This is a genomic window from Chryseobacterium lathyri (assembly GCF_003290185.1).
Taxonomy (GTDB): Bacteria; Bacteroidota; Bacteroidia; order Flavobacteriales; family Weeksellaceae; genus Chryseobacterium; species Chryseobacterium lathyri.
Genome location: NZ_QNFY01000002.1, coordinates 231,704 through 249,808, shown reverse-complemented (window position 1 = coordinate 249,808; position 18,105 = coordinate 231,704). Strand labels below are relative to the sequence as shown.

Here is an 18,105-nt window from a genome sequence, read left to right as displayed (position 1 = left end):
AATATATCAATTCTTTTTAAGATCATTATTCTCTTTACTGGAATAATTATAAATGGGCAAAGTATAACGGGAAGGCTGATGAGTTCTCAACAGACCGGCATTGATTATGCTGAAGTTTCTGTGAGCCAAGAAAAAACACGATTCTCCGCTATTAGTGATGAGAAAGGAAATTTCTTCATTAAAGTTCCTCAAAATGGAAATTATAAACTATCCGTGTTGAAAGATGGAAAATTAATCTATGAAAAAAACCTGGAAATTATAAATGATACTAAAGAAAAAATAACAATTGACAATAAAGAGATTTCGATCCAGGAAATTAACATTTTGAAAAAGAAAAAACTGATTGAAAGAAAAGTTGACAGACTTGTTTTCAATGTAGAAAATTCAATTTCGGCTACAGGTGGAGACGCCATGGATGCTTTAAACATAACCCCCGGCTTGTTTGTTCAAAATAATCAGATTTCAATGATTGGAAAAAGCAGTATGTCTATAATGGTTAATGACCGAATGCTTAATCTTTCGGGTGATGATCTTGCCAATTTCCTGAAAAATATCCGGACCGAAGATATCAAATCAATAGAAGTAATAACAAGCCCACCCTCTAAGTATGATGCACAGGGAAACAGCGGACTTATTAATATTATTACAAAAAATGTAAAGACAGATTCTTATAATGGGAATGTAAGATTCACATTAACACAATCTAAAAGGTTAAGTTCAAATATAGGGACGGGATTTAATTATAACAGAGGCAAGCTTACATTTACATCAAGTGTGAACTATGGAAACGGCAGCCAGGAGCCCTATCAAAGGTACACTCTTGAATATCCAAACTATACATGGAAAGAAGAAAACACTAAAAGAAATTATATAAATAATTTTGGCGGCCGATTTACAATTGATTATAAGATCAATAATAAAATAAGAATAGGAGGCGAATATTCAGGTTCTATCAGTAATCCACTGATTAAATCACAAAACAATTCGTCCATCTTTAATAATTCTCAGATATTGGACTCTTTGATTCAAAACAATTCAAGAATCGAGATTAATCGACATTCAAATGCATTTAATCTATATTCTGTTATCAAATTGGATACAATAGGCCGTAAAATAAGTTATGATTTTGATTACCTGGATTTTAGCACAAGTTCATTGAATAATTTCAGTAGTAATTCTTACTTCTCAGATAATACATTGAAGCCGGAAAACTATTTTTCAGCCAGGAACAGCAGTAACCTTGATGTAAATATCATTACATCCAGATTGGATTTTGATTACCCGACGCAATGGGTCAAGCTGAATTTTGGAGCAAAACTCACTTTTATTAATAACGAAAGTAATGTTTCTTTTTTCAATACCACGCGTGGCATTTCTGAACCAGATCCTTTAAAATCCAATAGTTTTGAATACAAAGAAAATACACAGGCATTGTATATATCCGGGTCAAAAAAGCTCAATGACAAAGTAGAAGTTCAGCTGGGATTCCGTGGAGAGAATACGCAAACAGAGGGAAATTCGGTTACTCTCTCTCAAAAAAATAAAAATAAATATTTTATGCTGTTTCCCACATTCAACATAAGTTATTCTTTTAAAGAGGATAAGTCTGTTGGCCTCAATTATAACAGGAGAATTAACAGACCTACATATAATAACCTGAATCCTTTCAGATTTTATAGTACATCTTTTAACTATGCTGAGGGTAATCCGTTTCTAAATGCCTATACAACCGATAATATAGAACTCTCTTATTTGTATAAGAATTCGTATACCATGCTGTATGCAAGTTTTATTAATGATGCGATAGACCAGGTTACGTTTGTAAGTCCGGAGTCTCCCATCCAGCGTGTGATTCCTACCAACGCCTATAACCAGTATAATGTAGGGATTTACCAAGGTTATAGTTTTAGCCTGAACCGATGGGAAAGTAATAATAATCTTTCGGTTTATTATACAAGATCCCGTTCTAATATTCCGGAATTGAAGAGCAGCAGTGCCTTCTCCGGCAGTTTTAAAACAGTTAACTCTGTGATTCTGGATAAGGATAAAAAATACCGGGCAGAGGCTTCTTTCTTATATAGATTGCCTTCTTTGGCAGGAAGTTATGAGCTATCAAGTTTTAGCCAATTAAATCTTGGGTTTAAAGCAAGTTTATTTAAACAGAGACTCAATGTAACTATTGAAGCTGTTGATGTTTTAAAAACCAACAAACAAACTTTTACCCAAACCGTCAATAATATCAGACAGAGTAATTATGACTATGCAGACATTAGACGGATAAACCTCACTCTGGTTTATGGCTTCGGGCAGAAACTGGATCTATACAGAAAAAAGGAGGTAAATACCGAGGAAAAACAAAGAATAAATTAAGATTTAACAGCTTTCTATGCTTATAATTTTCGCAATTATCAGCAGGAACAGTTTTTAGATAAACGCTTGCAAGCAAAGAGCAAATAAAAAATTAATCTCTTTAAACTATGATTTACTTGTTTAATATTTTAAAAACTAAAAACAATGGAAAAGTTTTTTCTAAAAAAAGACGAATTGCTAGACATCTGCAAATCATCTGAGAACGAAGAATTATCTTCAAAAGCAGTTTTATTAGAGAACATCTTAAATGAGGATGTTGTTGGTGGAACAGGTACAATAGGCTATGCTCAGTCTTATTCGCAATCCTATACTGAACACTACGGACAGTCATACTCCAGACAAATTGATGTTACCTTAACACATTTGTAAAATCTCATTAAGAGACTGTCTTTAAAAGACAGTCTCTTATAAAATTACCATCAGACTTTTAAACAGTCTCTTTATTACACGCTTTCAACTGATGCTTAAAACAGTTCTGCTTCATTTGTAGTAAATAACCATAAAAACCATTAAAGCATGAGAAATATTGATCAAATAGTATTAAAAATTTGCAGCAGATGTAATATCAACTGTACCTACTGTTACATGTACAACATGGGAGATAGTTCATATATTCATCAGCCTAAGTTTATAAGTATTGAAAATGTACAAATTCTGGCGGAGAGAATAAAAAAGCACTGTATTCAGCATGATCTCAGAAAATTCAGTATTACTTTTCATGGAGGAGAACCTTTACTCTATGGGAAAGCTAAAATGATCCGGATCATAGAAATTCTAAAATCTATAGAGAATGACAACCTTAAAATCGTTATAGGTCTGCAGACGAATGCCATATTAATAGATGATGAATGGTGCGAGATTTTCAATAAATATAAAATGGGCATTGGAATAAGCCTTGATGGAGTAAAAGAAATTAATGATCAAAACAGAATAGATTTTAAAGGAAAAGGGACTTACGACAAAGTAATTCATGGCGTTAATAAATGTCTTGAACATTCTGTGGATTTTGGTATTCTGTCCGTTGTCAATTCAAAACTGAATCCAATAGAGTCTTATAAACATTTCTCTAGTCTTGGCATCTTGGGATACGATTTATTGCTATTAGATAAAAACCATGATGCCCATGATTCTGCAGAATTCGAAACCGCCGACTGGCTGATCAGTATTTTTGATGAATGGTATCCGAATAAGGAAGGCATCGCAATCAATTACTTTGTAAATATGCTTAATGGCATTTATGGATTAGATATAAAATCCGATGCTTATGGAAAAGGATATAACAAAACTATTATTATTGAAACAAACGGAAGTATTGAAACGCTGGATGTACTAAAGATCTGTGGAGAAAGCTTCACTAAAAACAACCTTAATATCATAGATAATGATCTTGATGATATTTTTGATTCAGAACTGATCAGGCTCTACTATCATTCCAATTTTTTTCTTCCTAAAAAATGTCTTGCATGTCCGGTTCAGGATATATGCGGAGGCGGATATATACCCCATAGATACAGTGCAGAAAATGGATTTAATAATCCTACCATATATTGCAATGACATGCTAAAGTTCATTACCCATCTTCAGAATAAAGTCGTCGATGCCATGATTCCGGAAATAAGAGAAAGATCTAATGTCCAGAAACTGACTTATGAGCACGCCTTAGAAATCATCAATGAAACCCTGCCTACCATTCAGGAACCTGAATACACAGAATTTTTAGAAAGCTTCCGAAAAACTGAATATGCTTAAAAAAAACTTTCCATTTATAAAGCAATTAGACAGTCAGGATTGTGGTTTCGCTTGTTTGAGGATGATCGGTAAATATTACAATGACAATTTTTATCTTGAAAATGAAATCATTACCAACTCCAATATTTCAAGACAGGGTTTATCTATTTCTGACCTGAAAACCATTTCAAAGGAAGTGGGATTCAATCCTATTCCCGTAAAATTGGATTTCCAAAAAATGATAAAGAATGTTCAACTGCCTTCTATTTTTTTTTGGAATCAAAATCATTATGTTGTTGTATACAAAATCACAAAATCCAAAATTTTTGTTGCAGACCCCGGATTCGGAAAAACAGTATATAAAAAAGAAGAGTTCATAAAAGGATGGACACAAAATGGAGACGATGGAATTATACTTGTTTTGGAGCCGACAGAATCATTAATGTCAGTTAAAAAAAATAACGGTAAGGCAAAAACAATTAATCTGAATTATGTTACCCAGTACCTCAAAAAACATAAAATACAGTTTTTTCTTATTGCTTTAACCCTTTTATTGTCTTCCTTTATAGAACTTATTTTTCCTTTTTTCACCCAAAAAGTGGTTGATAAAGGAATTATCCATAAAAACATTAATTTCATATATCTTGTACTGAGTGCACAAATCATCCTTTTCTTAAGCAAAATATCGCTGGAATATTACCGCTCCTGGTTGTTCATGCATATAAGCAGCCGGATCAGCTTTTCCATCATTTCAGATTTTCTGATAAAACTGACAAGGTTGCCTTTTCAGTATTTTAATTCCAAGAACATCGGTGATCTTACACAACGGATTAACGATCATAAAAGAGTCGAAGGTTTTCTGTCTCAGCAATTGATTCAAACTGTATTTGCCATTTTCAGTGTCGTTGTATACTCGGCAATACTGCTTTATTTCAGTCTTAATATTTTCTTAACCGTACTCATATGCTCCATCGTTGAACTCCTCTGGATCTTTAGCTTCCTGGAAAAAATAAGAGTAAATGATCACAAGGATTTTTCACTTCTTTCGAAGGATCAGAACAAGATGTACGAAATGATCAACTCCATTCAGGAAATAAAATTAAATAATCTTGAAGAATCAAAAACAAGACAATGGCAATCTATCCAGAAAAACATATATTATAACAGACTGGAAAAACTTAAAATAGATCAGAAATATCAGAGTTATCGTTTTGTAAGCTTCTTTCAGACAATATTAGTTATATTTTTTGCATCTATGGCGGTTATAGACTCTAAAATGACAATTGGGGGAATGTTATCCGTAATGTTTATTCTGGGCGGCATCAGTGCGCCTATCAATCAACTGATCAGTTTTGTGATGCAATACCAACTGGTTAAAATCAGTTTTGAAAGATTAAACGAAATTCATAACAAAAAAGATGAGGATAACATAAGCACCGTTAATAGTCTTCATGAAACTGAGAATATCAAATTCAATAACGTAAGTTTTTCTTATGATCATAAAAATTTCGTTCTAAAAAATATTGATTTGCTCATCCCTAAAAATAAGACCACCGCAATTGTAGGAGTAAGCGGAAGCGGTAAAACATCTTTATTAAAATTGATTTTAAAATTTTACACTCCTCAAATGGGAACTATTGAGGTTGGGGATCATCAGATTGATACTATTAACAATCAGTTATGGAGAAATAAATGTGGTGTTATATTACAGGATAGTGTAATTTTTTCAGACACCATCAAGTACAATGTATCATTGGAGGATAACCCCAATATTGAAATGCTGGATAAGGCTTTAGAACTCGCCAATATAAAAACCTTTGTCAATTCTTTATTACTAAAAGAAAACACAATTATTGGAGCCGAGGGGATCGGCATCAGCCACGGGCAACGCCAGCGCTTATTAATTGCAAGAACGATTTATAAAAACCCCGACTATATTTTTTTTGATGAAGCCACCAATTCCCTGGATGCGGAAAATGAAAGAATAATTGTAGATAATATAAATAGTTTCTTCAGGAACAGGACAATGATAGTGGTTGCTCACCGATTGTCTACCGTTATAAATGCAGATCAAATAATCGTTCTGGATAATGGAACGATCATTGAGGCAGGCTCTCATGATGAACTAATCAATTTAAAAGGAAAATATTTTTCTTTAATTAAAAATCAGCTAGAATTAGGAGAATAACATGGAAAAGCAAAAAAGTGAAACATTAGGTGATATTCCCAAAATCTTAACATTAGTGGGGTTTGTAATTTGCTTACTGGGCTTATTATCAATACTATATTCCGCATATGTATTATTCTTTTAATACATTGCCTTCCGTAGTTTTGCATATATGTTTACGGATCAGTATATTAATGTGAACCAACCGCTTCATTTTAGATTTATTCATTTTTCTCAAATTTTCGCTACATTTAAGACCAAAATAAACTAAAATGGTCCTCAGCAGAATTTGGTCGGCTTTCATTATCATTGCCATTGCCATTGCCAGTATAAAATACGTTTCGTCTAGCCACTACAAAACCATCTTCAATGATATGGTGGTAGGAAAAGGCGGTGACACGGTTCAGATTGCCTCACAGCCAATGAATACGCTCACCCCGATTGTCAGAGACAGCCTGATGAAAAAAAATGATTTTGCAGACAGCAGGATCCATTATAAGACAGACTCTCTAAAACAGGACGTAAAAGTTTACAGAGTTCAGGAAGCAGACGGCGTTATCGGAACTTCTGAAACCGCAGTAAAGATCTGCATTGGCCTGATTGGGATCATGACCCTGTTCATGGGATTCATGAGTATTGCTGAAAAAGCAGGCGGAATTAATCTTTTAAGCCGTTTTATCCAGCCTTTTTTCTCGAAACTATTTCCTGATATTCCTAAAAACCATCCGGCTTTCGGACATATGCTGATGAATTTCAGCGCCAACCTTCTCGGACTGGATAACGCCGCTACCCCATTTGGTTTAAAAGCGATGGAAAGCCTCCAGACCTTAAATCCTAATAAAGACACCGCCAGCAATTCGCAGATTATGTTTCTGTGTCTCCACGCAGGTGGAATGACGCTTATCCCTGTCTCTATCATCGCAATCAGAGCATCAATGGGATCGAAAACTCCAACTGATATTTTCCTTCCCTGCATGATCGCCACTTTTGCAGCAACATTGGCAGCGATGATTATTGTTTCTTTATATCAGAAAATCAATTTATTAAAACCAGTCGTTCTTGCTTATGTAGGTGGAATTTCAGCTCTTATTGCACTTCTGGTTGTTTATTTGGTTCAATTAAGTAAAGACGAATTGGATACGTTCAGTAAAGTATTAAGTAACGGGCTGATTCTCTTCATTTTCCTGGCAATTGTTCTTGGGGCTGTTTATAAAAAAATTAATGTTTTTGATGCATTTATCGAGGGTGCGAAAGAAGGCTTCACGACCTGCGTCAAGATCATTCCTTATTTAGTTGGAATGTTGATCGCAATTTCACTTTTAAGAACTTCAGGCGTTTTTGATGTCATAATAGACGGAATGAAATGGGTAGCTAACACAGCCGGCTTTGATCCAAGATTTGTGGACGGACTCCCGACTGCACTGATCAAACCTCTTTCCGGATCAGGAGCCAGAGGAATGATGGTAGACACTATGGCCACGTTCGGAGCAGACAGCTTCCAGGGGAAATTGGCAGCGGTTCTTCAGGGAAGCTCAGATACGACGTTTTACGTCATTGCTGTTTATTTTGGAGCCGTAGCTGTAAAGAATACGAGATATACGGTAATTGCGATGCTTCTGGCAGATTTGGTTGGGGTAATTACTGCAATTGCACTGGCATATTTGTTTTTTGCGTAATAGGCAATGGTGGTTGAACCACCAATAACTTTAAATTATAAATTTTAAATTCATTATGATCACAGATAAAGAATTCACATTAAGATTAATACGTCAGTTAACTCAAGCGTTGGAAAAACTGATTCTGGATAAACCTGAAGAAAGCTTAATGCAGAAAGAATTAGACTTTGATTCTTTGATGAAAGATATTTTCAAGATAGATTTTACGGAAATTTCTTCAAAAACAAAAGAAGACATCATTGCAATTGTCAATGAAAGACAGGAAAGAGACCATAAAGATTATTATGAAATGCTGGGGAATCTTTTTTACTTTAAAGGTAAACAGGAGAATAATAAAGACTTTTTAGACAAGTCAAAAACATTTTATGAACTTTATCTCCAGACCAGTGGAATTTTCGCCCTTCCTGTGATAAACAGGATCAATGAAATAAAAAAAGCACTTGAATAAAGTGCTTTTGTATTTTAGAATGTGATTTTATAAGTTCCGGTAGAGGAAGTACTTGCTTTTTCAGCTTTGACATATTTCTTAACCCATGCCACCGCGTTCGATGTAATGCAGGGATCGGATGTTCCGCCTGATCTTTTTGCTGAAACCACATTCCCGGCTTTATCCACAGTATAAGCAACTGTAATGGTTCCACTTGCTTTACAGCTGTTTGCAGGCTGTTCTCCACCCCTTCCCATAGTTCCGGGGATGTATCCGATTAGTTTTCTGTCAATCCCCACTTTGCTGTCTCCGTTTCCGTCACCGCCTAAAGGATCTCCCGCATTTCCTATTCCGCTGCCTGTACCCTGGCTTCCGGCTTTTGTTCCTCTCCCCCTGATCAGGTTTCCGATGGCTGCATTTCCTTTTCCGTCACCGCTTCCGGTTTTGGAATTCGCCGTTGTTGCTCCCGTCTTTTTAGTATTCTTTGAGGCGCTTGAACTTGTTGACGTCTTTTTATCTGTCTTTTTTGATTCTTCTTTTTTTGGAATGCTCACCTTAGAATTGTTTCCTGTAATTACCTTTTCCTTTACCTCCGTTTTTTTAGATTCAGGTGCAGGTTCTGGCTTTATGACCGTTTTTGTTTCCGGTACGGGCGTTTCAGCAGGCTCGGGAGTTACTTCTTCTGTGGCCGCAGCCAAACTTCCCGGCTGATCGGCAGGCTCTTCAATTCCGTTTCCATTCCTGTTGTCTCCGAAATTAACAAGCATTGTTGTCATCACCTCATCCGGTTGTTTATCCAACTCCGGCTTCAGTTTATAAAGAAAAACAAAAAGCAAAATCGCAGACCAGATAAGGATGGAAAGTATAGCACTCTTTATCCTGTCTCTGTTTTGCTCGTTTTTGTTTACAATGTAACTTCTCATTTTAAATGATCTTTCCGGCTTTCCGGAGGTATTATTTATCTTTAACGGTTGCAATAGCAATATTAAATTTATTCTTTTCAGCAATTTCCATCACAAAAACAACATCTTTATGCATGGTATTTTCATCTGCACGAATGGTAAATGATTTATTCGCCTGCCCCGTTAATTTACTGACAATTACTGATTCCAGTTGTTCCCTTGTAACGGGATTATCATCAACAAAATAAGAGCCGTCCGGTTTAATACTTACCGTTAAAGGATTAGGAATATTATCTTCTACCGCACCCGCTTTTGGTAACTTTACATCAATCGCGCTTTGATTGGCGGCTGACGAAGTTATCATAAAGAATATCAGCATCAGCAAGATAACATCTGTCATCGCTGCCAAACTGAATTCGGGGTTCGCTTTATTTCTTCTCTGAATTTTCATCTGTTTCTTTTTACTTTTTTAATGGTCAGATGGAATCGCTTAATACATTATTATTTTAAAGATAGATGTTTTGTAAGCAATTTCATAAGAAAGATTTATAAAGGTTTGTTGATAAGGTCTAAAAACTCTCCCGACATATTCTGCGCTTTCAATACAAACTTATCAATTCTCGTTAAAAGTATATTGTAAAAAAAGTTAGCAGGAATAGCTACAGCCAAACCTACTGCCGTTTGTCCCAATGCCGTATAAATACCTTCAGACAATGTTTTAGGCGAGAAAGATCCTGTAGCATGAGAAAGGTTAAAGAAAGCGATGATCATCCCGATAACCGTTCCTAAAAGCCCCAACATCGGTGCAATACTCGGTACCACAGCCAAAAGATTCAGATTCTTCTCCATATTCGCTACTTCTACCTGAGCCTGCGATTCCATGGCGCTTACAATATCGGAAACAGGGCGTCCCAATCTTGAAATCCCCTTTTCCAAAATTCTGCCTTCCGGAGAATTCTGTCTTTTACAGTAATCCGCAGCCGATTCAATTTTCCCTTCTTTGATAAAATCTTCAATATTCTCCATGAAGTTGGCATCTGTCTTTGAAGTCAGCCTTTTAATAAAGAAAAAACGTTCAAAGAACAGATAGAGTGAAAATACACCTAAAGCCAGAACGATAAACATTACAATTTTAGCGAAAGCCCCTCCGTGGAACATGATCTTCCAAAATGAAAATTCTAAATCGTCTGTTGCAACTGCAGGAGCAGTAATCTGTGCAAATAAAATCTGAGTAAGTTCCGTTAACAGCATTAATGTGAATTTTTATAAAATTTTAACGACAAATGTAGTGGAATATTATGAATTGCTCTCTTAAAAATTGTTTAAAAACAACTTAAAATTTGTTATGATTAAAAGACAGCAAATTTCTTTCCAAAAGAAAATTTTGAAAAGAAATCTGCTGTAAAAATGATGAGAAAACGGTTAGTCCTCGTCTATAACAATACCGTCCTGCTTAAATTCGCATTTTAGACGGAATGGGATTGGTGTATCGGATCCTGTATAGAAATCGTCAATAGTTCCTTTCCAGATCACCTGAAGCTCACCCTCTTCATTTTTTTCAAACTGAAGTTCATTATCATAGATAAATGCATCTTCATCATCAAATAAATCCACTTCTGTATAAGTTTCTTCATCAGAATCATTGATTTTAATGGTTTTCCCTTCAATCTCCTTCGATTCGATCGGAAAATCAAAAATTTCAAGTGAAAGCTGCGGAAAGTTGTACTGTAATGAATCATCATCTACATGATCCAAACTGTCATCCGTTATAATTTCAACCTCTAATAAATGTTGTTGGTTGCTGTAGACTGCTTTACAATAAGTGTTTCTAATATTGTATTTTAGGGTCTCCTCCGGATGGTAAATTTTTAAAATCCCTTTCATTATTTCTTAAAAAAGAGCTGTAATAATATGATTGTTAAAACGTTTTAGACAAAGATAAAAAATTGATTCAAAGTTGAAAATATTTTGAAAATTATTTTTTTAAATCATTATGATTAATTATTCCGTATATGCCAATAATACTTACTTTTGCTTCATAAAGATTCTGAAAATGAAAAACATTTTATCAAAAGGTATTTTGGGACTGGGACTGGTGATCAGCCTGGCAGCCTGCAAAAAATCTGATTCTCCGCTGACGAAAGTAACACCTACCAATATGGATTCTATTGCATCCAATTATTATGAGCAGTATCTTAAATTGTATCCTTTAGAAGCAACTTCCCAGGGAGATACGAGATATAATGACCAGCTTCCCATTAATATTGACAGGGATTTTATTTCCGGAGAGATCGCTTTTTACAATTCTGTTCAGAAGCAATTGGAAAACGTTGATTATAAAGGCCTTTCGGATGAGGAAAAGGTTGTTTATGATGTTCTGGATTATACTTTAAAAGATAAAATAGAAGCATATGCCTATCATCCGGAATATATTCCATTCACACAGTTTGGGGGCCTTCCCCTGAATTTTCCTTTGTATGGAAGCGGAGAGGGAAGCCAGCCTTTCAAAACAGAAAAAGATTATGATGACTGGCTGAAAAGAATGGAAAAATTCCCGGACTGGATGAATGCTGCTGCAGAAAATTTCCGTGAAGGAATCAACAATAAGATTGTTCTTCCTAAAAAACTGGTGGTCAAAATGATTCCCCAGATGAAGGCTGAGGAAATCACTACAGCCGATATGGAAAAAAATATTTTCTACGGACCTGTTAAAAAATTCCCGAAAAACTTTACAAAAGCTCAAAAAGACAAGTATTCGGCTCTTTATGCTGATGCTATTACCAAAAAAATTATTCCTGCCTATACCAAAATGGGAGCATTTCTGGAAAAGGAGTATCTCCCGAAAGCACGGGATACAGATGGCTACAACAGCCTTCCGAACGGGAATGAGATTTACAGATATTATGCTAAAAGCTGGACAACGACAAAGAAAACTCCTGAAGAGATCAATAAAATAGGATTGCAGCAGGTGGCAATGCTCCGTGCAGAAATGGAAAAAGTAAAGCAACAGGTAGGCTTTACCGGAACACTGGAGGAGTTTATCAACTTTGTAAAAACAGATCCTAAAGCCATGCCTTATAAGACTTCCAAAGAGGTTTTGGATGGGTTTAACGGTATTTTAGCGAAGATTACACCTAAGCTGAAGACTATGTTCGGTGTAACACCTAAAACAAAGTTTGAAATCAGACAAACGGAAAAATTCAGGGAAGCAAGTGCCAGTGCAGAATATATCCAGGGGACTCCGGACGGAAAAAGGCCGGGAATATTTTATATACCGCTTCCTGATCCTGCCAAATTCAATGTAACATCTGGAATGGAATCTCTTTTCCTTCACGAAGCTATTCCTGGGCACCATTATCAGGTTTCTCTTCAGCAGGAGAACACCAAGCTTCCTAAGTTTATGAGATTCGGATGGTTCGGCGCTTATGGCGAAGGCTGGGCACACTATTGCGAAACACTGGGTCCTGAATTCGGACTGTATACGGATCCTTACCAGAAAATGGGCTATCTGAGCGATCAGATGCTGAGAGCGGTAAGACTGGTAGTGGATACGGGACTTCATACGGGAACTATGAAAAGAGAGGAAGCTATTAAATATTTCCTGAGTAATATTTCTTATGATGAAGCCAGCGCAACTGCAGAAGTGGAAAGATATATGGCGATGCCGGGCCAGGCATTAGGATACAAGATTGGTTCTCTTCGTATCCGGGAGCTTAGAGAAAAGTATCAGAAAGAACTTGGAAGTAAATTCAATCTGGCCAGCTTCCATGATGAGATCTTAAGCCAGGGATGCCTGCCCCTTGATGTACTAAACAGAAAGATGGAACTTTGGGCGAAGAAACAGAAATAAATTGCCTTAAACATATCATATTAAGATGGGATGATTAATTTTAATGTCCCATCTTTTTTTGAGAAAAAGTTTAACGAGTCAGTAAATAAAAATTACCATGATCACAGAAAACCTAAGATCTCTCTACAACAGAGATTTAAACAAATTAAAAACAGAAATAGAGTCCTACCAGAATGAAAACGTAATTTGGAAAACCGATAAAAACATTTCAAATTCTGCAGGAAATCTCTGCCTTCACCTGGTGGGCAACCTCAATAATTATATAGGTGCAGAGCTTGGTAAAACCGGCTATATCAGGAACAGGGAACTGGAATTTTCATTAAAGGATGTTCCGAAAGCTGAACTTATTGAGAAATTAACGGCAACTATAACAATGGTAAATGACGTGCTCAGCAAATTAACAGCTGAAGATCTTGAAAAGGAATATCCTCTTGTTGTTTTCGAAGATACAATGACTACAGGCTACTTTTTAATTCATTTGCTCACCCATCTGGATTATCATTTGGGGCAGATCAATTATCACAGAAGATTACTGGATATATAAAATATGAAGAAAGTATTTACTCCTGTCATTAATACTTCAAGCTTTGAAGAACTGATTTTGAAAAAACAGGGAAACGAAGGAAACAGCACCCTGGTTATCAGTACCATTGATGAGAAAATTAAGAATACTGATATTTATGCCGGCTTCATTAATCTTTGTCAGGAATTCAATATTGAAGTTCAAAATTTTATGCAGGATGATTTCTGCCATGTTGTTATTTCAGTAAATGGCACCGGATCTCTTTCTATGATGTATGAAGATCCTTTTACAGATATTAGCATAGACCTGGCTTCTGTGCTCTACAGAGAGCTGTCTATACAAATCAAAAACCGGGATTTTATACAAAAAATTCTATAAAAGAAATAAATTCTATTTTTCGAACATCATTTTTGTAATGAAATCCTTCTCCCCTTTTCCTCTGGCTGGGGAATATTCTCTTCCGTAGTAAATAATCTGCAGATGAAGCTTGTTCCATACCTCTTCCGGAAATATTGCCTTGGCATCTTTTTCAGTTTCCACTACATTTTTCCCTGAGGTAAGCTTCCATTGCGTCATCAGTCTGTGGATATGGGTATCAACCGGAAAAGCCGGGAATCCGAAGGCCTGGCTCATGACTACAGAGGCGGTTTTATGGCCTACTCCGGGAAGTGCTTCCAGTTCTTCGTAGGTTTGGGGAACGATACCGTTGTGTCTTTCCAGTAAAAGTTCCGCCATTCTTTTAAGGTTTTTGGCTTTGGTATTGGATAGTCCTATTTCTTTGATCAGTTCCTTGATCTGATATTCTTCCAGTTTAGCCATCCTTTGCGGAGTTCCGGCGACTTCAAAAAGATGGGGCGTTACCTGATTTACTTTTTTATCCGTCGTCTGTGCAGAAAGCGCTACAGCAACCATCAGGGTATAAGGATCGGTGTGATCTAAAGGAATCGGTGTTGTGGGATATAATTTATCCAGTTCTCTCTGAACAAGCTCAGCTCTTTGCTTTTTTGTCATGTAACCATTAAATTTGAACAAAATTAATTCATTATGTTGAAAGTAGGAGATAAATTACCTGAATTTGAAGGAACAAATCAGGATGGCGAAACAATAACCTCATCCAAATTGCTTGGAAAGAAATTAGTCCTTTTCTTTTATCCTCAGGCCAACACTCCTACATGTACTGTGGAAGCCTGTAACCTGAGCGACAATTATTCGAAGCTTGAAAAAGCCGGATACCAACTTCTGGGCGTGAGCGGCGATACGGTAAAAAAGCAAAAGAATTTCCACAGTAAATTCGCTTTTCCATATGATCTTATTGCTGATGAAAACCATGATGTCATCGAAAAATTCGGGGTTTGGCAGGAGAAAAAAACGTTTGGGAAAACATATATGGGAATTGTAAGAACCACTTTTATTTTTGATGAAAATGGCGTTTGTACAAGAGTGATTGAAAAAGTAACGTCAAAGACTGCTGCTGAGCAGATTCTGGAAGGATAATTTTCTTTTGAAACAAAGATATCACTACTATTTTCACAAATAATACAATTTACATCTCTGTATTATTTGTGAAAATATTTTTTATGGATTTATTATTCGGTTTCGTAATAGTTTAATTCTTCGGTTTCTCCAGGAAGAATGACATGTTTTTTGAATTTTAATCCCAATTTTTCGATCAGTTTTTGGGAAGAAATATTATCTTTTGAAATGATAGCAGATATTTTTGTTAACCCAAATTCATCCATCCCGATAGATTTTACCTTCTGAGCAGCTTCAAAGGCATATCCTTTTCCTTCAAATTCTTCCAGTAGAGAATACCCGATATCCACAATATCAAGACCTTCTCTTTCGAAAATTCCTACTGCTCCTACTTTTTCGTTTCCTTCTTTAGTTACTAAAAGATAGTTTCCATATCCCAGTCTTTCAATCTGTGGAGCAAATCTGTTCAGGATATAATTTTCTGCATCTTCAATGGTATTCACATTGCGGTTGCCGATATGTTGAATAAATTTTGGTCTGTTATAAAGCTCAAAGACAAAATCTTTGTCTTCACGAGACATAGGACGAAGTATTAATCGTTCGGTCTCATAAGTATTATTTGCGTTTGGGTGTTTTTCTAGGCTCATCTTTCTTTGGTTCTTCTTTTTTTTCGATTTTTAAAAGTCTCGGGTTATTAGCACATTTTTTATTGTAGAGTTCAATATAAGTTCCATTATCCTTTACATTACTCACAGCACCTGTTGATTTATTGACAGTCACCGTATAATGTGTTTTTTGATAAGGACATTCTTTTGAAGTCAGCTTTCCAAGATCCAGATAATAATGGGCGGCATCTTCATAATAATTGCCGGCAACATCTTTAAACTCCTCATCCACCATATACCCGTCAGCTGTCAGAACAATGGCGGCTTCTTCAGCATTATCAATTTTCCCAACAAACTTTTTCAGCCCTTCAAGATCTGTAATGTAATTCATTTTTCCACCTGCTGAGTATGCAATATAATAAAAGCTGTCTTCTTCAGGGAATAGATTAAAACCGGTAAACTGTGGTGTATAGTCTGTTTTTCCACCAGATGTTCTGATCTCCTGGTTCTTTCCGTAACTGTTATAAACCAGCACCCAGGAATCTATCCTGTCATTTGGAATAATTTGTTGTAAAATATTGGGAATACCTGAAAAGTTTTTCTTGTTTTGGGAATATCCTAGAAATCCCAAAAGCAGAAATATAAGAACTATTGATCGTATTGCAGTTTTCATCATAATTTTAAAAATCAGCAGAAAGATAGCAATATTACATGAATTTATCTCCTTTCTTAAAACTTTTAAGATCAAGAACATAGTCTTTGATCAGCTGGTCATTGTCTCTGGGGCAGATCAGCAGCGCCTTGTCTGTGTCTACAACAATAAAATCTTCAAGACCGTCAATGATCACAGCTTTATTATTGTTCTTAAGACGAATAATGTTTCCCTTTGAATTATAGTTCAGGAAATGCCTTAGTTTTACTGCATTTCCATTCTCATCCTTTTCAGTGTTTTCATATACGGAAGTCCATGTGCCCAGATCGCTCCATCCAAGATCTGAAGGGATAACATACACGTTCTTTGCTTTTTCAAGGATTCCGTTATCAATGGAAATTTTTTGAACTTTCGGATAAATGGTTTCAATACACCCGTTTTCCTTCGCAGAATTATATTCACACGCCATGAAATGCTGCATCATTTCAGGAAGATACAGCTCAAATGCATGATGAATGCTCTTTACATTCCAGATAAAAATCCCTGCATTCCACAGGAAATCGCCGCTTTCTAAAAAGCTCTGTGCAATTTCAAGAATAGGCTTTTCCGTAAAGGTTTTTACTTTAAAATAATCTGAACCTTTCTTTTCTACAAACTGGATATATCCGTATCCGGTATCCGGTCTTGTAGGGGTAATACCCAAGGTTACCAAATAATCATGTTGGGCAGCAAGATCAAAAGCAAGCTCCACTTTCTCCAGAAATATATCTTCTTTTAAGATCAGGTGATCTGCCGGAAGAACAATCATGGTTGCATCCGGATTAATTTCAGCAATCTTGTTGGCCATGTACAGATTACAGGCCGCTGTATTTTTCATCAGGGGTTCGCCCACAATATTTTCTTCAGGAATCTCCGGAAGCTGCTGATGGGAAAGCGTAACGTATTCTTTATTCGTTATCACGAATATCTGTTCTTTAGGGATGATCCGGCTGATTCTGTCATAAGTCTGCTGAATCATGGTACGCCCTGTTCCTAAAATATCCTGAAACTGCTTTGGAAATTTCTGTGTACTCATTGGCCAGAACCGGCTCCCGATTCCTCCCGCCATGATGACACAGTATCTATCTGATTTTAACATTCTTGCCTACATTTTTCAACCCTAGCCAGAGGCTTGAAAGAATACTTTCTTCCTGTAGCCAGATTCTTACAAAGATAGTTTTTTTTAATCAGACCTTCTAATAAATACTTTTCGTTGCGATATATAAAAAATTCTCCTTTTTGAAGCTCTTCAATGAAATGCAATCTATCATCCTGTTTCTCAGTATGAAAATATCTTACAAGATCCGGGCTGGCCATGAAATTGGCCTTTGGGGATTTTGAAAATCTTATGATAATAGGCCTAAGATCTTCGTCATAAATCTCAAGACTTTCAAGAAGCATATTTCTAAATGTTTCTTTCCATTCGTTACCATGCGGCGATATTCTTCGTCCGTATTTTTCAAAGGCAATCAGATGAGCCAGCTCGTGGGTAAGGACAAAGAAAAAAAGCGGTGGCGTTAGTGTTGAATTGACAGTTATTTCATGGGAGTTATCAGGAAGCTTTCTGTAATCTCCCAACTTAGAGTTTCTGCCTCGCGTCACTTTTATATGAATATAATAATCCGAAAACCAGACTCTTAAATATTTATGGGTGTTTTGAGGTAAATATTTTTCTAATGACTGAATAGACATT

Annotated in this window: 19 protein-coding genes; 10 read left to right on the top strand and 9 right to left on the bottom strand. The window is 36.0% G+C overall.

The window, feature by feature from the left end:
- The first annotated feature begins 78 nt into the window (after nt 1-78).
- The 6 genes from DRF61_RS03420 (at nt 79) to DRF61_RS03395 (ending at nt 8,389) form a co-directional block, all read left to right on the top strand.
- Nucleotides 79-2,370 (top strand): TonB-dependent receptor, encoded by a 2,292-nt coding sequence (locus tag DRF61_RS03420; protein WP_167409394.1) that lies wholly within the window; start codon nt 79-81, stop codon nt 2,368-2,370.
- Nucleotides 2,371-2,514: 144 nt separating this feature from the next.
- Nucleotides 2,515-2,739: a hypothetical protein gene (locus tag DRF61_RS03415; protein ID WP_111954059.1), complete on the top strand. Its 225-nt coding sequence runs from the start codon at nt 2,515-2,517 to the stop codon at nt 2,737-2,739.
- 147 nt (nt 2,740-2,886) lie between these two features.
- Nucleotides 2,887-4,119 (top strand): radical SAM protein, encoded by a 1,233-nt coding sequence (locus DRF61_RS03410; protein ID WP_111954057.1) that lies wholly within the window; start codon nt 2,887-2,889, stop codon nt 4,117-4,119.
- Nucleotides 4,112-6,286, top strand: coding sequence for a peptidase domain-containing ABC transporter (locus DRF61_RS03405; protein ID WP_111954055.1), 2,175 nt, complete (start codon nt 4,112-4,114; stop codon nt 6,284-6,286). The genes DRF61_RS03410 and DRF61_RS03405 overlap by 8 nt, the downstream gene beginning before the upstream one ends.
- Before the next feature lie 251 nt (nt 6,287-6,537).
- Nucleotides 6,538-7,941 (top strand): nucleoside recognition domain-containing protein, encoded by a 1,404-nt coding sequence (locus DRF61_RS03400; RefSeq protein WP_111954053.1) that lies wholly within the window; start codon nt 6,538-6,540, stop codon nt 7,939-7,941.
- A 55-nt stretch (nt 7,942-7,996) separates the two neighbouring features.
- The gene (locus DRF61_RS03395; RefSeq protein ID WP_111954051.1) at nt 7,997-8,389 is read left to right on the top strand and encodes a hypothetical protein; all 393 of its coding nucleotides are present in this window, start codon (nt 7,997-7,999) and stop codon (nt 8,387-8,389) included.
- A gap of 14 nt (nt 8,390-8,403) precedes the next feature.
- Here DRF61_RS03395 and DRF61_RS03390 read toward each other — a convergent pair whose 3' ends face one another.
- The 4 genes from DRF61_RS03390 to DRF61_RS03375 all read right to left on the bottom strand — a co-directional run bounded on the left by DRF61_RS03390 (nt 8,404) and on the right by DRF61_RS03375 (nt 11,154).
- Nucleotides 8,404-9,291, bottom strand: a complete 888-nt coding sequence (locus DRF61_RS03390; RefSeq protein WP_111954404.1) for an energy transducer TonB — start codon at nt 9,289-9,291, stop codon at nt 8,404-8,406.
- Nucleotides 9,292-9,322: 31 nt separating this feature from the next.
- Entirely contained in the window at nt 9,323-9,721 is a 399-nt protein-coding gene (locus tag DRF61_RS03385; protein WP_111954049.1) for an ExbD/TolR family protein, read from the bottom strand.
- Nucleotides 9,722-9,816: 95 nt separating this feature from the next.
- Nucleotides 9,817-10,521, bottom strand: a complete 705-nt coding sequence (locus tag DRF61_RS03380; protein ID WP_111954047.1) for a MotA/TolQ/ExbB proton channel family protein — start codon at nt 10,519-10,521, stop codon at nt 9,817-9,819.
- Between the two features lie 171 nt (nt 10,522-10,692).
- Nucleotides 10,693-11,154 carry a hypothetical protein gene (locus DRF61_RS03375; RefSeq protein WP_111954045.1) on the bottom strand — a complete coding sequence of 154 codons (462 nt, stop codon included), beginning with the start codon at nt 11,152-11,154 and terminating at the stop codon, nt 10,693-10,695.
- A gap of 169 nt (nt 11,155-11,323) precedes the next feature.
- On the opposite strand from DRF61_RS03375, the gene DRF61_RS03370 reads away from it, so the two are divergent.
- The 3 genes from DRF61_RS03370 (at nt 11,324) to DRF61_RS03360 (ending at nt 14,021) form a co-directional block, all read left to right on the top strand.
- Nucleotides 11,324-13,120, top strand: coding sequence for a DUF885 domain-containing protein (locus DRF61_RS03370; RefSeq protein ID WP_111954402.1), 1,797 nt, complete (start codon nt 11,324-11,326; stop codon nt 13,118-13,120).
- 97 nt (nt 13,121-13,217) lie between these two features.
- Complete coding sequence (locus DRF61_RS03365; RefSeq protein WP_111954043.1) at nt 13,218-13,664, top strand: DinB family protein; 447 nt, start codon at nt 13,218-13,220, stop codon at nt 13,662-13,664.
- Nucleotides 13,665-13,667: 3 nt separating this feature from the next.
- Nucleotides 13,668-14,021, top strand: coding sequence for a hypothetical protein (locus DRF61_RS03360; RefSeq protein ID WP_111954041.1), 354 nt, complete (start codon nt 13,668-13,670; stop codon nt 14,019-14,021).
- Between the two features lie 12 nt (nt 14,022-14,033).
- On the opposite strand, the gene nth is transcribed toward DRF61_RS03360, so the two are convergent.
- Complete coding sequence (gene nth, locus DRF61_RS03355; protein ID WP_111954039.1) at nt 14,034-14,654, bottom strand: endonuclease III; 621 nt, start codon at nt 14,652-14,654, stop codon at nt 14,034-14,036.
- Between the two features lie 33 nt (nt 14,655-14,687).
- Between nth and bcp the strand changes: the two genes are divergently transcribed.
- On the top strand, nt 14,688-15,137 hold the full coding sequence (bcp, locus tag DRF61_RS03350; protein WP_111954037.1) for a thioredoxin-dependent thiol peroxidase: 450 nt from the start codon (nt 14,688-14,690) through the stop codon (nt 15,135-15,137).
- Nucleotides 15,138-15,229: 92 nt separating this feature from the next.
- On the opposite strand, the gene DRF61_RS03345 is transcribed toward bcp, so the two are convergent.
- Genes DRF61_RS03345 through DRF61_RS03330 form a run of 4 tightly spaced genes read right to left on the bottom strand, consistent with a single transcriptional unit; the run spans nt 15,230 to nt 18,104 of the window.
- The gene (locus tag DRF61_RS03345; protein WP_111954035.1) at nt 15,230-15,763 is read right to left on the bottom strand and encodes a GNAT family N-acetyltransferase; all 534 of its coding nucleotides are present in this window, start codon (nt 15,761-15,763) and stop codon (nt 15,230-15,232) included.
- A complete protein-coding gene (locus tag DRF61_RS03340) occupies nt 15,732-16,397 on the bottom strand; it encodes a hypothetical protein (protein WP_111954400.1) in 666 nt (221 codons plus the stop codon). The genes DRF61_RS03345 and DRF61_RS03340 overlap by 32 nt, the downstream gene beginning before the upstream one ends.
- Before the next feature lie 31 nt (nt 16,398-16,428).
- Nucleotides 16,429-17,511, bottom strand: coding sequence for a mannose-1-phosphate guanylyltransferase (locus DRF61_RS03335; protein WP_223557932.1), 1,083 nt, complete (start codon nt 17,509-17,511; stop codon nt 16,429-16,431).
- Nucleotides 17,505-18,104, bottom strand: coding sequence for a SprT-like domain-containing protein (locus DRF61_RS03330; RefSeq protein WP_111954033.1), 600 nt, complete (start codon nt 18,102-18,104; stop codon nt 17,505-17,507). Before DRF61_RS03330 ends, DRF61_RS03335 begins: the two co-directional genes overlap by 7 nt.
- Nucleotide 18,105 lies beyond the last annotated feature (1 nt).